The sequence below is a fragment of the Paenibacillus profundus genome (assembly GCF_021369635.1).
GTDB classification, from domain to species: Bacteria; Bacillota; Bacilli; order Paenibacillales; family Paenibacillaceae; genus Paenibacillus_B; species Paenibacillus_B profundus.
The window spans coordinates 1-15486 of record NZ_JAJNBZ010000012.1 but is presented as its reverse complement, the minus strand read 5'-3'; the positions used below and the strand labels follow the sequence as shown (position 1 = coordinate 15486).

Sequence of the window (15486 nt, the reverse complement as noted above, 5' to 3'; positions counted from 1 at the left end):
AAAGACTTGTATGATACTATACAAAACTTTCATTCACCTTTTTAATTGGATTAAGCAAGAACGCTCCGAAGAGATGAGGCAAATTTGGAAACACCCGGAACAATTTCATCAGCCATAGGCCTTGCAAAAGTGAAGCGCACATAACCGGAATCCGAACCATAGACGCTGCCAGGCACAAAGATTACTCCATTTCGGATAGCTTCTTCCAACAACTTACTATCATTCACCTCGGGTATAATCTTACACCACAGGTGCAAGCCACCCTGTGGAATCGAGAAGCTGACCAGGCCCGGCAGTTCATTCCGAAGCGCTTCTATCAACAAATCCCGTTTATAGAGCAGATGCATTCGCAATCGGTCCAAATGAGACTGGATATATGGAGACTTAAAGAATTGCGCAGCAACCTTTTGAGGAACGACGCTAAGTCCGAAATCCATCTGCTGTCTGGCATCGGCTAGCCGCTCGACAACGGAATGAGGAGCGACCATCCACCCAACACGCAGCCCGGATGCTGCGATTTTGGAGAAAGAGCCAATATAGAGGACCGATCCGATAGAATCAATGGATTTGAGCGGCAGCGGCGGCGTTCCATCATAGGAAGTGAGGCTAAAGGGATCATCCTCTACAATCGGCAGCCCCAGTTCGCTCGCAACATTAAGCAGTTCAATGCGGCGTTCAGCATCGAGGAGAGCGCCTGTTGGATTCTGATAATTCGGATTTATGAACACCATCTTGATACGATGTTTTTTATAAAGAGTGCGAACATCCTCGGGCCGGACTCCTTGCTGGTCGACGGGAAGACGGAATAATCGAAGACCTGCCGATTGAAACATGGGCAGCGAGTAGCAATACGACGGATCTTCAATTGCAACCGCATCTCCGGGGGTCAGCAAACACTGGGTAATTAAATATAAGGATTGCTGGGAGCCGGATGTGATGAGGATCGACGACTCTGTGGTTTGAATGCCCCGATATTGACTTAAATACGAGACGAGCGCTTCTCGGAGTGGAACAAATCCTTGAGGATCGTCATATCCAAGATATTCCGTATAGTGGTTTTCGTCGATAAGCGTATTTATTTCTTTCACAGGAGAGATGTCCGCCCCAAGTTCGCCGCTAGCAAAATCAATCAAAGATTTGTCTTTTTGAAGAGCTTCCCGGATACGGCGCAAAAAAGTCAGGTTAGGCAAGAAACTCCCGCCTTCCACATAACGATGCCAGTTAGGGGTATGTTTCGGTGTTGCTCCCCATTTATACTTGCTTACCCGAGTTCCACTTCCTGTACGGCTCTCGATAATCCCAAGCGCACGAAGCTCCGCATAGGCAAGGACAACCGTACTTCGATTCACTTCCAATTGATCGGCTAATTTTCGTTCGGAAGGCAGCAGACTGCCTGGCGGAAACTCACCGTATGAAATTCTCCGTTCGATGTCATCAGCAATTTGTTGATATAGAGGCTCGTTGCTGCTACGGTCAGGCTTCCACATCATTATCACCTCCTCGCCTAGTATTTTATTAGATGGATTATTATCACAGGAATCTTTTTATCATAACATTTGGCTTGTAAAAAAGAGCCGCTCTTGTCATCCTAAAAATGACGAATGTATCTCAATCTGTTGAACATGGATGGTGATTGTGTTTGCAATTGGATGGTTCCTCTCCGGTTCGAAAGTTCTGAGGTGTGATGTTTGTGTGTCAAATGTAGCAGTGTGCTCAAAATTTCACATAAGACGAGTCTAGAGTATATACTTATCAAGATGAGGAAGGGACATATATGATAAGGTGTTCAACTATGGGAGGAGATTTATTCCATAGAAGAGAAAATAAACCTATTTTTCTTTCCATCGGCTACAGCACATGCCATTGATGGGATGTTCGCGTGAATCAATTTAATTGTGGGTCAACTAAGGAGATACCTGTATAAGCAAAGCGAATGAGGATATCTTTTTGTCCTTGGCTAAACTTGTGAATGTAAGCGACAAAATGTTTTTGAATTAGGTATGAATAAATCAAAGGAACTTTACAAAAACTTTATTCGATAACGTCACTACTTTGAATGTTCAGGAGGGGTTGTTATAAAACCATTGATCGTAATAGCAGCACTATTACTTGTTACAGCTTGTATGAGCAATCATTCGACAAACAAGCAAATGACTCCTAAACAAACGAAGGTTGAAACTCATGCTCGTAATGCTGCTTCAACGTCAACCTTAACTCAAGCATCTTCCACTTCCACAGCGGGTGCAGGGAAATCATCGATTACGCCTAAACAAGCATCCAATGACGCTTCGAATTGGCTGGGTGGGTTCACACGCAACAATGCACCGGCAGAAAGCTCAGCGGATCAGACCGTAAATCCGCAACAGTCCGCCAATCCATCCCAATCTGTGCAGCAAGTGTTGGATCTGGTGAATCAAGAACGAACGAACGCAGGCTTGAAACCCCTTAGTTTAAATAGCAGTCTCTCGAAAATGGCTATGGCCAAGGCACAGGATATGTACAACAACAATTATTTTGATCATCAGTCTCCGACTTATGGATCCCCGTTTGATATGATGAAGGCATTCGGGATCACATATAGCTCAGCAGGGGAAAACATCGCCAAAGGCCAGACGAGCCCGGCGGAAGTGATGAACCAATGGATGAACAGTCCAGGCCATCGTGCCAACATCCTGAATAGTAGCTTCACCCAAATCGGAATAGCTTACTATAACAGCGAGTGGGTTCAAGAATTTATTGGCTAGTGCGAAAAGCAACAAAAAGATTACCATAATCATCAAAGCTGATAATATAAAACTCGTGTCAACAGACATGGGTTTTTCTTTTTATTTTATGGTTGCTAATCTCGTTATATGGACAAAAATATCCTAAAAATCCAAGGAGGGGCTAGTGTTGGTGGGAGTTTTTTTGTTTAGGAGAAAGAGTGTAGTTCTCTTCATATCCTTCCATTTAATAGTATAATAAGACTATAGTCCATAGGAGCAATTTCAATCACGGTTTGTTTATTCAATTGTATTCTGTAGATTCACTAACTTCGTGAATATTACGTTATAAGAAATCGGCGAGAAATGATAAGGAGCAAAAAACATGAAATGCCCTCACTGTAACAACGAATTAAGTGAAGTTCCTTTATGTTACGGAATTGAAGCACCATATTATTTTTACACTGTACCAGAAGAGAAAAGAACAGAATTAATTAGAGATTTTTGTGTAATTGATGAACAGCATTTCTTTATTAGAGGACATATTGAAATACCAATAATTGATAGTAAAGAGAAATTTATATGGAGCGTTTGGGTTTCTCTTAGTGAAGAAAACTTTTTGAAATCTAATGAATTATTGCACGTAGAAGGAAGGGAAAATGAAAAACCTTATTTTGGTTGGTTATCGACTGAACTTTCAATATATCCAATAACTACATTATCGTTAAAGACAATGGTACATACACAAGAAGTTGGTGCTGTTCCGTTAATAGAATTAGAACAAACGAATCATCCACTTGCAGTTGAACAAAGAGAAGGAATTACAATGGGGAGAGTTAAAGAAATTGCTCATTTAATAAATCATAGTCAGTAACTCAACTTTCGCAGAGCCGAACACGGCTTAGTTGTTTGTTCTGTATGAGCCTAGACTAAGTTAAATATAACTCTTGAAAAATAGAAAAACACCGCTTCGTTTGGTAAAGTCAGAGTTGCGAAGCTTCCACTACCACACAGAAGAGGTGTCCTCTATATGATAGAGCAGAAAGAGCATCATAATCAACTCCCAAACGAAATATAGCCAGCATTTAAGGAACTAAAGGTATTACAACACTTGAAAAATGCTGGATTTAAGAAGAAATTTGGCTTCACTTGCTCATTTCGCCTTACTCAGCTCAACGAAGTCCCAGATTAACGGGATCCTAAATGGAATCGATAAACGCACGTCCGGTTACAAACGCCGTCAAGAAGCCTTGCTTTCGGCCCCGCAAGTCATTACAGCGATGGTCGATCGCGCCATAGTCGCAGGTGTTTGCTTCCTATTATGCGCTGATGGATAGTTGGTTTACTCATGCACCGCTTATCGGGCAACTCGTGGAACGTGGGTTGCATGTTATTGGTATGGTCAAAACGACAACAAACGATATGTCGTAAACGAAAATCGGCTTTCCCTTACAGAAGCTATATGCTGCTGCACTACGGGTGGAAGGGAGGAACCGTAACATCCTTCGTTCGATACGAACGGAGCTGGTTCCGGGCATTCCAGTCCAGGTAGTGTTTGTCCGTCATCGTTCAAAGAAAAATGAATGGCTTGCCATTCTCTCCACGGATCTGGCGCTGGCCGTCGAAGATCTCATCCGAATCTATGCAATGCGTTGGGACATTGAAGTCTTTTTTAAGTGTGCGAAGTCACTTTTGCGTCTACAAAAGGAGTTTCAAGGTCGCTCCTATGATTTGCTTGTTAGCCATACAACCATCGTCTTCGGGTTAATCAATGAGATTTCCACGAAAACAGTAAAAGCATTTCGAAGTTAATTCAAAGTCAACTTCAGCAATGGATCGCCGGTTTACCAAGCTACATCAAGTCTTACCTGCCTATTTCATGCTGCGAAAGTTGAGTTATAGATATATCTGCATAGGTATAAGGTGTTGTAAGCTGGGAACAATGACGGCCTATCGCCCGATTTATTTGCTAAGTTATCAATCATTTATTACCATATTATAATATAATGGTGTTTGGGCTACAGATACATAATATCAATTTCCCTAATTTCAATCGATTTGGAATTTCGTGAAGTTTTGAATGATGAATTATTTGTTCAAGTTTTCTAACAAAAGAATAAATGATGGAAAATCATTAGAAGCACTACTCGCTACAATTTACTTGCATGGCAGCACAGAAAAAGCACTGATCAGCGGACGATCGGAGGTCTGTTTTATTTGCTCTGTGACGAGGTCAGCACCCTGGATTGGGTCGTTTCCTTGCAACAACTTAGCTTGATTGGAACCTTAGTTCATATCCTTGATAAAGAGTCAATTTGGTTTAATGATTGGGGCTTTATTCGAAATTGGGATGGAGACGGATTCCATATTTCAGGAGAGACAATTAATGAGGAGTTATATCCTGTTTTTGATCGTACGCAATTTAGAATTCCAAGGAAGCTAAGATGAATATCGAAAAGCAGGAGCTAAAATTGATGAAAAAAGTAAAGAAATAGTATCTTAAATGTCTGATTTCATAAGGGAGCAGGATCAATAAATGAGATATAACAATATTCTTGAATCAATAAGAAAAAATCCTTCCAAGCATAATTTAGAAGCCTTATCAGAGACTGAGCTAAAAAAAGAGATAGTAGAAGGTATTCCTAAGGATTATATTGATTTTTTAAGAGAAGTTGGATATGGGACTGTTAACGATACATATTTTAGTTTTTACAGTGGCCTAGTTGAAGTAGACGAAATATTTGATGATCTTTATGATACAGAGTTTCGTCCAGAACTGAAAGAGATATTATTGTTTGGTGATAATTGCAGTGGAGATGGAGTGGGGTTTTTAACAACTGCTAACTGGTCTATTGTTGAAATATGGCATGATGATGATTTGTCAATTAATCCGAGGGACGAAAAGACTTTCGAAGAATTTGTTGTAAATATGTTTGAAAAATTCACATGAAATACGGATATGATTGTGAATGTAATAACTCATCCGACTATAGTTGAAAATAGGTTTAAAATAAATACAAACGATGCTTACGAATTACTAGATTGTGTTATAACTAACAAAATGGAAATAGGGGTAGCTTGGGCGCTGATGCAAACAAACTACCCTGTATCAAACAAACCAATGAAGATCTAGAGAACTATTAAGCTCTTCATTGTTACAACAAAGTCAAGAATGCCTTTCACAGCTAAAAGGATATTGATGATTTTCAAAAGTGCTACGAACAAAGTTTTCATCTGCTGAAAGCAGAGTCTGTAAAATAAAGTGTGTAAACTCCCAAAATCAATTAAAATTTAACTAGACGAAAGGTTGGGGAGAACACATGGGACTTTGGACGAAACAACAACTACGGGAATTCATTAAAGAGAATAAGCTAGTGACGGCTCAGGATGCACAAAACGCCTTGAAAGAGCTGTTTGCCGAGACGATCCAGGAGATGCTGGAGGCGGAGCTTGACACGCATCTGGGCTACGAGAAACACGAAGTGAAAGCCAAAACCACACCAAACAGTCGAAACGGAAAAAGCAAGAAAACGGTAGTCAGCGAGTACGGCGAACAGGAAATCATGGTTCCGCGTGATCGTTTGGGTGAGTTTGAGCCGCTGGTCGTGAAGAAGCATCAGTCGAATGTGACAGGCATTGAGGATCAAATCGTTGCGCTATATGCCAAAGGCGTTAGCACTCGGGATATTCAAGATCATCTTCAGCGCCTGTACGGCCTTGAGGTTTCTCCAACACTCATTTCCAATGTGACGAATAAGATCGTTCCACTCATCAAAGAGTGGCAGAATCGACCTCTGCAAGGTGTCTACGCCGTTGTCTTTCTAGATGCTATCCACTTTAAAGTCAAGCAGGACGGAGCCATTGTGAACAAAGCAGCCTACATGGTCATAGGGATCGATCTGGACGGAAATAAGGATGCGCTGGGCATGTGGATCGGCGAGAATGAGTCCGCTAAGTTCTGGCTCAGCGTCTTAAATGAGCTGAAAAATCGAGGCGTCCAGGACATTCTCATTACCTGTGTGGACAACCTGAACGGTTTCTCCCAAGCCATCGCCGCTTGCTACCCACAGACGGAGATTTAGAAGTGTATTATTCACCAGATTCGCAACTCAACCCGTTACGTCTCCTACAAAGATTTGAAAAAGGTAACGGCTGACCTGAAGCTGATCTACAAGGCTGCAACCGAGGAAGCCGCACTTGTCGAACTCGATCGGTTCGAAGAAATCTGGGGAACGAAATACCCCCTCATTATCCAGTCATGGCGTAAGAATTGGGATGAACTAGCAACCTTTTTCAAGTATCCCCCGGAGATCCGTAAGCTCATCTACACCACGAACATCATCGATAGTTATCACCGTCAGCTTCGCAAAGTAACGAAGGGAAAGAGTATTTTTCCAAGCGACGAAGCGCTGCTTAAGATGCTCTATCTGGCCACTATGGACGTAGTCCGTAAATGGACAGGCCGTGTTCAAAATTGGGGACAAATGCTTCTTCAGTTGTCCGTTTTCTTTCCGGACCGCGTTGGCCAGCACTTACGCTAAACAGGGGTTTTCCCAAAGGGGGAAAACCCGTCTACAAGGGTTTACACAAAAATCTTGACAGACCCCCTTGCTTCGTCATTTCAACTGTCATAGCTCCTACAGGCATTGCAATTGCAAGACCCGCTAGAAAATACGTGAAAAATAGATTCAAAAAAACACTTCTTTCAAATTTGATGACTTCACACGTCCATTTATATATACACTTTAGCGTTGAAATTCAATATTTGTATGGATTTATTAGTATCCATAAACGATTACCATTCAGAATAAGCAAAAAGTACTTTACCATTTGAACCAAGAAACTCGTATATTATTATTGCTGTTCTTTGAAATAGTATCAGATATATCTTACTACACATTCCTTTATACGAATATAAGCTCTTTTTTAATATCAAATTTCAAATCCCATTAATTCTTTAATACGTTTGACGTTCTTTTCTGAGGTTAATTTTTCAAGTAAAAGAAAAGCAACATCAAATCCAGTAGCTGGATTCGATGAAGTTATAATATGGCCGTCTTGAACAATAGGTACGTTCTGGACGTTTGCGCCAAATGTTTTTAACTGTTCTTTTCGATGACTAGTTGGATGGCTGTAAGTGGTTGCCTTTCTATTATATAATATTCCACTTTTACCCAAGGTTAAAGATGCTACGCAAATACTAGCAATCGGTTTTTGTCCAGAATGAAAGTACCTAATAATTTCAAGAAACCTTTCATCAAAAGCGTCATTGTAAAAACCAGCTTCTTCAAACCCTCCAGGGATAGCTAAGGCATCAAATTCTTCTAAATTTATTTCAGAAATTACTTTTTCAGGAATGATCGTAAAGTTCCAAGTGCATTTTAATTTTTTACGGAATCCGACAGTTACTAATTCTGTAGATCCATCTCCTTCCCACTTATTCCAACCAAAAACATCTGTGAACATACTAGCTTCCACAGCTTCAAAGCCATCTGCTAATAATAACAATATTTTTTTCATTATTTAGCCTCCTTTGTTATTATTTTAGACAGAAATAAATGCTAATAACATAGGTCAGGCACGATTAATACATGGTTTAGCTTTACTTATTTAGGAGATTTGGATAGTATGCTTTATAAAAAAAGGTTGTGTACATTTGGATAAGATTGATCAGAGAATATTAAACGAATTACAGAAGAATTCTAAGATTTCAATGAAAGAGTTGGCGGAGATTGTTCATTTATCTTCACCAGCTGTCATTGAAAGAGTAAGAAAGTTAGAAGATAATCATACGATTGAAGGATATCATGCGAGTGTATCCCTAAAAAAATTAGGTCGGAACATCATGGCTCTTATATTATTTGAATCAAAGGACTGCAAAGCTTTGGCAAGTTTTTGTCACAATCATCCTGACGTATTGGAATGCTATCGGGTGGCTGGGGAAATTAGCTATATTGCAAAAGTAGCTACTAATTCTGTGGAGAGTTTAGAAATATTTATTGACGAAGCCATGAAATATGGAACACCTTCAACTAATATTGTTTTGTCATCCAATGTTAAAAAAGTAAGAAGTAATTATACAAACGAAAGTTAAAGAGAGAGGTATTGGCGTATATGGAATAACTTCAGTCGTCATCAGCCTAATAAGATTAAGTACTCCCAAAACGAAAGATGCGCTATTCTTTCTGTAGAATCATAGGAAGGGATGGCGTTTTTTGTATGTCTGTTTCTCTATCTGACGGGTAAATGACTAGATTTTTGAAGTGAGTCCAAAAATCAGCTTTCACAAGAGAGCTATCCCGGTAAGTGGCCGGAAGAAAAGGAGGAGGGAGAAAAAGCTTGCAGAGAGTGGGGAAATTTCTTGTTTGAAGCTATGCCAATATCGTTGAAGTACAAATGAATCTGGCACTTTGATTATGGTATTAACTCTTTAGAGACTGGATTCTGCTTCACACTCCAGGAAGTATGGGGCCAGGTAGAAGAGAGTCGTTAATTGTTTGAAAAGAAAGGGAAATCACCCTTGCTTTCCCTTCTGTCACAGTGTACTATGTACCTAGAACACTAAGTCAATCATACGATGGAGAAGGGAGATATCCATGACACATTCGTTTCAGCATTCACAGCCGATATACACCCAGATCATGGATATATTCTTCCAGCGTATATGCAGGGGGGAGCTCGGGCCTGGCGACAAGCTGCCGTCGGTAAGGGATACGGCAGTTGAAGTAGGCGTTAATCCGAATACCATTCAACGTTCCTATATGGAGATGGAAAGGCGTGGCGTAGTGGAGACGAGAAGAGGCCAGGGGACATTCGTGACAGCGGATATCGAGCTGCTGGAGCGTCTCCGGCAGGAGCTCACTCGCAATCAGATTTTCCTCTTCCTCGAGAGCATGAGGCAGCTCGGCCACACTCCGCACGATATTATGAGCATGATCAACAGCAGCATGCAGGCAAAGGGGGATACCAAATCTTGAGCTTAGTTACATTTGAGCAGGTCCGTTATAAGAAGGTGCTCCACGATTTGAGTTTCTCTGTGCCGCATGCCGGCATTATCGGTCTGATCGGGGCGAACGGGAGCGGCAAATCAACCGTGCTCCATCTGATAGCCGGTCTGGTCCGTCCAGCGCAAGGGCGCATCTTCATGAACGGGGAAGCGGTCGGCCGACAAACGAGAGAACAGGTGGCCTTCTCACCTGAACGCGAGTGGCTGTATCCGTTCTTTACCGTCCAGCAGTCACTGCAATTGGCTGCCCAGCTGTATACGGATTTTCAGACTGCCAAGGCGGAAGCGCTAACCCGACGTTTTAATTTGAACGCGGATAAAGAAGTCAGGTATCTGTCGAAGGGTAACCGCGCAAGGCTGCAGGTGATCTTGACGCTGAGTCGTTCAGCGCCGCTGCTCATCATGGATGAGCCGCTCTCGGGCCTTGACCCGATCACCAGGGAGCATCTGCTTGAAATGATGGCGGAGCATACGGAGTTGGAGAAGCAGTCGATTATTGTATCGACCCATGAGGTGGCGGAGATCGAGCTGTACCTGGATCATCTGCTGTTCATGCAGGATGGAAGGATGCTCGTTTCGGAAATTGTGGAGGACCTCCGCGAATCAAGAGGCATGAGTGTACTGGATGTCATGAGGGAGGCGCTGTTGTGAAAGCTTTCCGGTTTCTATTACCCAAAGATATGCGCCAATCCCGATTCGCCTTCGTGCTCTCCTTCTCGCTGCTGATGTTTCTGCAGCTGGGCTGCTTCCTGCTGGCACACGGGGTTGAGCCCGGGCTTGCAACCGTCCTTGCTATATTTGTCACGTATTTGAGCGCCTTCCTGCTGCCTGTTCTATACCTTCAATCGCTGCAGGCGGAATGGAAAACCCACTCGGTTTATTACTGGATTAATTCATCGTATTCCGGTTATCCGGTCCTGCTGTCGAAGCTGACCGTAGCGGCGGCGCAAACGGTGCTCATCATGGCGGCATCCTCTGCTGCCATGCTCGGCATCTATACTTACGAGGTTCATGTCATCGGCAAGCTCACCGGCATCTCACAGAAAATGAAGCCGCTGCTGGCGGAGACGTACCGGATGGATGCCATCATGCTGTTAAACGCTGTTATGTTCAGCTTCGGCCTCGGCTTTCTGTTCCTTGCTGGCAAGGCCGTGCGTTATGGATCCGTACCGGCATTTGTAGTTTTGTGCGCCATTCTGGCAGCCAGTGTCGGCTCCATGCTCGGTGGATGGTTCGAATGGCTGCCGTTCCGGCTGCCGATTGGTATCAGTCTGGCGAATGACAGTCTGGCAGCGGAGTATGCCACCTACTCGCTTGGCGGTCTGCTCTTCCTGCTTGTGCTCACCCTGGCGCTTTTGGCGACGAACAGCTGGCTGCTGAAGGGAAGAGTCCAGGTCACGAACTGACCTGGACTCCCACATGCCTTTCATCCGGTTAACCCTAAACCTGTACGATACACCACTGACAAAACACCGGCAGCTTGCACATGAGCGGCCGTTACTTCCAACACCGACCCAACAACACTTCCAAATCAGTCCCGCACATGCACATGCTGTCATAACCCGCAAGGAAGCAGCACACCAAAATCGACCACACCATTGATTGTACACAAGCACCCAAAACCCGTCATAGACGGACCATTACACGAACATACAGAGGAAACACGAAACATTTGCAGGCATAGATGCTTCTTGAAGCTTCAAGCGGTTCCCCGGAGCCGTTACATTGGAGAGGAGAATGATAGTAAGATGGAGCTGGCAATCAATCAGGTGAGCAAGCAGTACAAGGGGAACTTCTGGGCACTCAAGGACTTTAACCTGAGGTTGGAGCCTGGCGTGCTTGGGCTGCTTGGGGAGAACGGAGCAGGAAAATCGACGCTGATGCGGATTATATCCACCATCACGGACGCTACCAATGGGGCGGTTCATTGGAACGGTATTGATATCTCCAAGAAGCCCAACGAAATCCGCAGAGTGCTCGGCTATCTGCCTCAAGATTTCGGTGTCTATCCAAATCTCAACGCGGTAGAATTTCTGGAATATATTGCGGCAATCAAAGGCATAAGCAAGCGGACAGCGAAGAAGCGGATCGATGAGCTTCTGCAGCTCGTCAATCTGACGCATGCCCGTAAACGGCCGATCGGGGGCTTCTCCGGCGGGATGAGACAACGCGTCGGGATTGCCCAGGCACTTCTCAATGACCCGCAAATTCTCATTGTCGATGAGCCGACGGTCGGATTGGATCCGATTGAACGTGTCCGCTTCCGCAACCTGCTGTCCGACTTGTCGGGCGAGCGGATCATTATTTTCTCTACGCATATCGTCTCTGATGTGGAAGCGACGGCCGGCAGTATTGCGATCATATCGAAGGGGAAGCTGATGCATCACTCTGATCCGGATACGCTTCTGCAGACGGTGGAGGGCAAGGTGTGGGAGGTTATCGTCTCAGAACAGGATGTCCAGGCGCTGCGCATGCAGTGGATTATCAGCGGCACAATCCGCAGCGGCAAGGGCATTCAGGTGAGAATCGTATCAGATACCAAGCCTGCACCAGATGCAAGACTAATTACACCAGCTATGGAGGACGCTTATCTGTACTGCATTTCTGACAGCCGGGGAGGAAGCCGGAATGACTAGCTTTCGCTCCCTCTATCATATCGTCCGGGCGGACTTCTACGAACGGGCACGCAGCTACGGGTTTCTTGTAACGATTGTTCTGACTATTCTTGCGGCTTATTTCTTCGTTCCGTTCACAGATGCCAAGTACGGCGTGGTCATGATTAACGAGCACCGGGGCATCTACAATTCCGCCTGGATTGGCGCCACCGTGGTCATGTCGACGGTCACGATTTTGAGCCTAATCGGCTTCGCGCTTGTGAAGAATGCTATTGACCGCGACCGGATGACCCGTGTGGGGCAAATTATCGCCACAACACCGATCAGCAAATTCGGCTATCTATTCGGTAAGTTTGTGAGTAACTTTATTGTGCTGACGATTATCGTGTTTATCGCTTTTCTGGCGTCGATCGCTATGCAGTTGATTCGCAATGAGGATACGACGATCCGGCTGCTGGACCTGCTGCTTCCGTTTCTTCTCGTTGCTTTGCCTTTGATGGCGCTTGTAGCGGCACTGGCTGTGCTGTTCGAGGCAACACGCGTGTTGAGCGGCGGAGTTGGCATTATTGTTTACTTCTTCCTGTGGTCTCAGGTCTTCCTGAATTATGGGGTAACCGTGCAGATGGGCAATCTGGCCCTCAGCAGTCCTATGGGACTGGAAGTGTTCTATGATAGCATGATCGATACGTTCCGTGAACAGAAGAATGTTACAGGGCTCGTGGAGCGGGCAGACGGCATCATTGAGCTTGACCGGCCGCTGGAAACCTTTGTCTGGAGCGGTGTCGACTGGTCATCGGAGGTTATAGCGGGTCGTCTAGCCTGGGTCGTAATCGCCATTGCTGTGGTGCTGCTGGCGGCCTTGGTTTTCAGAGGGTTTGATAAGGTGATGGCGAAGGATTCCTTCGAACTCTTCAGTCTGTTCAGGAGGAAAAGGAAGGGCGACAAAAATGAGGGCTGGGAATCAAGCGGCGGCTTGACGGCCAAGGCCCTATCAGGCATATCGCTTCAGTTCAGCTTCTTCAACCTGCTGCGGTATGAGCTGTGGCTGATGCTGAAAGGACAGAAGTGGTGGTGGTATCTGGTTGCCTTCCTCTTCATAGCAGGAGATCTGCTGCTGCCGCTTGATATAGTAAGAAGTATGCTCGGACCACTCACTTGGGTATGGCCGATTCTAATCTGGTCTTCTATGGGCGTTCGCGAGCTGCGCAACAATACACGGGATATTGTGTTCTCCAGTATGTATCCACTTGAGCGTCAGATTCCGGCAACCTGGTTTGCGGGCTTTATCATCGCGCTCGGTACGGGAATCGGCTTTGGTATTCAGCTTCTCCTTGAAGGCGATATGGGTGGTCTTTTTGCCTGGTTCGTAGGAACCGTGTTCATTCCTACACTTGCGCTTGCTTTAGGTATATGGACGCGGACAAATAAAACCTTCGAAGTAGTTTTCCTGGTCATCATGTTTGTGGGTGTTATGAACCAGCTGCAGATCTTCGATTTTATGGGCAGCATGGATTCATCGGCTGGGAAGGGCATGCCGCTTATCTATTTGGTCGTAACTCTCATTCTGCTTGCGGCTGCTGTAGTAGGAAGACGAAACCAGCTTCAGCGTTAACGAGAACAAGCATTTAACCAGTAGTGCACACCGAGACTTTATCTTCGCAGTAATAAGAGTATGTCGATTTAGGAAACAGAAGGTACACCTCCTGTTTACACTGGCGGCAGAGCTCAGCTCCATCCGCTCGGTTGCATTCTGCGGGATATCAACTGGGTATTCGGTTATACGAAGAGGGAAGCCGCCGGAAATGTTCATACAAGCGGTGGACGCTTGGCTGCGGCGTAATTCGGGCCGTTTTGACCGCATTATCTTTTGAACCTGAGGACCGGGCCGCTTATTCACGCATTTTCCACGAGGGATCGATCGCAGACGGCAAGTAAGGGGATTTTAAAGGCTTTCTCGGAAACAAGTCATTTACAGGCTGCTGCTGATGCGCTTCGGGAAGCGGACTGCGTATTGATTGGCGCCGGTGCCGTACTGTCCGAACTTCGGAGGCCCGATGTTTCTCAATGTGCGTGTAAATTGGTATTTCATTGAAAAACCATACGAGCCGCAACGGGATCGGTTCATGTTTTGGCTGCAGCAGACCTCAAGCTGTGCCTCATTGAGCTGTGTCGGATTCAACACGCCCAGCGTCATTCGCTGGCCAATGAAAAGCATCAAGCACCAGCACCCGAATGCAACGCTTTTTCGTATCAACTGCGAGCATTCCCAGTTTCCCGAAGGAGTCAGGGAGAAGGCGTTCTCCTTCGCCATGAACGATGGTACAGTGAAGCGTTATCCGTCGCGGGATATGCGATGACCCTTCTCGCATGTCTGCAAGCGGTTCGAGGTCAGCGGAAAGTCGTAATTGAGGGAGATCCTGAGCATGCATTGACCAAGCAAATCAATGCCGCCGTTTAACAGGCGTACGCGCCGGATACGGCGATCGTCTATAAGCTGGATAATAAGATCGAACCTGCTGCATACGTATGCGCAGATTATGCTTGCCAGGCACCGGTCCATGATGTGGAGTCGCTGCTGGAACAGTTGAAGAGCACGTAATCGCCACAATGCGGCTGATAGGGAAGGATGCCTCTCGTATAAATAAACGGGGGCATTTTGTTGATTTCAGTAAGTTGCTACATTGACAAAATATAACAGTAATACTACTATAGGAAATAGATCTTTCAGAGAAAGGTTACTTCACTTCTGTACCTACTTTCCAACCACCACAACACGATGCTTCATCTTCACGCTTCTATTGCTTTTGTTTTTACAATGCTATCCTTTTTATGATTTGTTGCTGCTTTTCTTTGGCTGTCATGTTGTATCTTGTTCATCGTTGACAAGTAGTAAGTTCACATCTACTAGAGTGGGAGGAATCAAAAATGGAAAATACGAAAATACAAGATTATATTGAGAGTAATCAGCAGCAATGGGACGAAGAGTACAAATCTAACGTATGGGATTATTTATCGGATATCACGGAATATGCCAGATATTCGGTTGTGTACGGTTACATAAGAAAGTTTATTGCGGAAGAGGGCATTCTGGATATGGGGTGCGGTACCGGAATATTGTACGATATGCTTCTGGACAGCGAGAAAGAAGGATATGCGGGCGTAG

At 44.8% G+C, this 15486-nt stretch carries 12 protein-coding genes and 4 pseudogenes; 12 read left to right on the top strand and 4 right to left on the bottom strand.

Features of this window, described 5'->3' with window-relative positions:
• Window positions 1-50: 50 nt before the first annotated feature.
• Window positions 51-1487: a MocR-like pyridoxine biosynthesis transcription factor PdxR gene (gene pdxR / locus LQV63_RS15340; protein ID WP_233697481.1), complete on the bottom strand. Its 1437-nt coding sequence runs from the start codon at window positions 1485-1487 to the stop codon at window positions 51-53.
• Between the two features lie 597 nt (window positions 1488-2084).
• Between pdxR and LQV63_RS15335 the strand changes: the two genes are divergently transcribed.
• The 5 genes and pseudogenes from LQV63_RS15335 (at window position 2085) to LQV63_RS15315 (ending at window position 7243) form a co-directional block, all read left to right on the top strand.
• The gene (locus LQV63_RS15335; protein WP_233697382.1) at window positions 2085-2744 is read left to right on the top strand and encodes a CAP domain-containing protein; all 660 of its coding nucleotides are present in this window, start codon (window positions 2085-2087) and stop codon (window positions 2742-2744) included.
• Between the two features lie 343 nt (window positions 2745-3087).
• Window positions 3088-3576: a DUF2199 domain-containing protein gene (locus LQV63_RS15330; protein ID WP_233697381.1), complete on the top strand. Its 489-nt coding sequence runs from the start codon at window positions 3088-3090 to the stop codon at window positions 3574-3576.
• A 283-nt stretch (window positions 3577-3859) separates the two neighbouring features.
• A pseudogene (locus LQV63_RS32075) lies at window positions 3860-4597 on the top strand (IS4 family transposase); the annotation flags it as partial.
• A 641-nt stretch (window positions 4598-5238) separates the two neighbouring features.
• A complete protein-coding gene (locus LQV63_RS15320; RefSeq protein ID WP_233697380.1) occupies window positions 5239-5652 on the top strand; it encodes an SMI1/KNR4 family protein in 414 nt (137 codons plus the stop codon).
• Window positions 5653-6022: 370 nt separating this feature from the next.
• Window positions 6023-7243, top strand: a pseudogene (locus LQV63_RS15315) (IS256 family transposase).
• A gap of 46 nt (window positions 7244-7289) precedes the next feature.
• On the opposite strand, the pseudogene LQV63_RS15310 reads toward LQV63_RS15315, so the two are convergent.
• Window positions 7290-7394: pseudogene (locus tag LQV63_RS15310) on the bottom strand (lysine transporter LysE); the annotation flags it as partial.
• Window positions 7395-7634: 240 nt separating this feature from the next.
• A complete protein-coding gene (locus LQV63_RS15305) occupies window positions 7635-8222 on the bottom strand; it encodes a DJ-1/PfpI family protein (RefSeq protein ID WP_233697379.1) in 588 nt (195 codons plus the stop codon).
• A gap of 136 nt (window positions 8223-8358) precedes the next feature.
• On the opposite strand from LQV63_RS15305, the gene LQV63_RS15300 reads away from it, so the two are divergent.
• The 6 genes from LQV63_RS15300 to LQV63_RS15275 all read left to right on the top strand — a co-directional run bounded on the left by LQV63_RS15300 (window position 8359) and on the right by LQV63_RS15275 (window position 13935).
• Window positions 8359-8796 carry an Lrp/AsnC family transcriptional regulator gene (locus LQV63_RS15300; protein WP_233697378.1) on the top strand — a complete coding sequence of 146 codons (438 nt, stop codon included), beginning with the start codon at window positions 8359-8361 and terminating at the stop codon, window positions 8794-8796.
• A gap of 502 nt (window positions 8797-9298) precedes the next feature.
• Window positions 9299-9679, top strand: coding sequence for a GntR family transcriptional regulator (locus LQV63_RS15295; RefSeq protein WP_233697377.1), 381 nt, complete (start codon window positions 9299-9301; stop codon window positions 9677-9679).
• Window positions 9676-10359, top strand: a complete 684-nt coding sequence (locus tag LQV63_RS15290) for an ABC transporter ATP-binding protein (RefSeq protein ID WP_233697376.1) — start codon at window positions 9676-9678, stop codon at window positions 10357-10359. The genes LQV63_RS15295 and LQV63_RS15290 overlap by 4 nt, the downstream gene beginning before the upstream one ends.
• A complete protein-coding gene (locus LQV63_RS15285) occupies window positions 10356-11114 on the top strand; it encodes a hypothetical protein (RefSeq protein WP_233697375.1) in 759 nt (252 codons plus the stop codon). The genes LQV63_RS15290 and LQV63_RS15285 overlap by 4 nt, the downstream gene beginning before the upstream one ends.
• Before the next feature lie 342 nt (window positions 11115-11456).
• Window positions 11457-12344: an ABC transporter ATP-binding protein gene (locus LQV63_RS15280; RefSeq protein WP_233697374.1), complete on the top strand. Its 888-nt coding sequence runs from the start codon at window positions 11457-11459 to the stop codon at window positions 12342-12344.
• Window positions 12337-13935, top strand: a complete 1599-nt coding sequence (locus LQV63_RS15275; RefSeq protein WP_233697373.1) for an ABC transporter permease — start codon at window positions 12337-12339, stop codon at window positions 13933-13935. The genes LQV63_RS15280 and LQV63_RS15275 overlap by 8 nt, the downstream gene beginning before the upstream one ends.
• Window positions 13936-14292: 357 nt before the next feature.
• Here LQV63_RS15275 and LQV63_RS15270 read toward each other — a convergent pair whose 3' ends face one another.
• Window positions 14293-14541 (bottom strand): hypothetical protein, encoded by a 249-nt coding sequence (locus LQV63_RS15270; RefSeq protein ID WP_233697372.1) that lies wholly within the window; start codon window positions 14539-14541, stop codon window positions 14293-14295.
• A gap of 707 nt (window positions 14542-15248) precedes the next feature.
• Between LQV63_RS15270 and LQV63_RS15265 the strand changes: the two are divergent.
• Window positions 15249-15486: pseudogene (locus LQV63_RS15265) on the top strand (class I SAM-dependent methyltransferase); the annotation flags it as partial.

Excerpts from the sequence above, each read along its gene's own strand:
- pdxR (WP_233697481.1), bottom strand. The coding sequence starts at position 1,487 with ATGTGGAAGCCTGACCGTAGCAGCAACGAGCCTCTATATCAACAAATT.
- LQV63_RS15330 (WP_233697381.1), top strand. The coding sequence starts at position 3,088 with ATGAAATGCCCTCACTGTAACAACGAATTAAGTGAAGTTCCTTTATGT.
- LQV63_RS15320 (WP_233697380.1), top strand. The coding sequence starts at position 5,239 with ATGAGATATAACAATATTCTTGAATCAATAAGAAAAAATCCTTCCAAG.
- LQV63_RS15305 (WP_233697379.1), bottom strand. The coding sequence starts at position 8,222 with ATGAAAAAAATATTGTTATTATTAGCAGATGGCTTTGAAGCTGTGGAA.
- LQV63_RS15295 (WP_233697377.1), top strand. The coding sequence starts at position 9,299 with ATGACACATTCGTTTCAGCATTCACAGCCGATATACACCCAGATCATG.
- LQV63_RS15280 (WP_233697374.1), top strand. The coding sequence starts at position 11,457 with ATGGAGCTGGCAATCAATCAGGTGAGCAAGCAGTACAAGGGGAACTTC.
- LQV63_RS15275 (WP_233697373.1), top strand. The coding sequence starts at position 12,337 with ATGACTAGCTTTCGCTCCCTCTATCATATCGTCCGGGCGGACTTCTAC.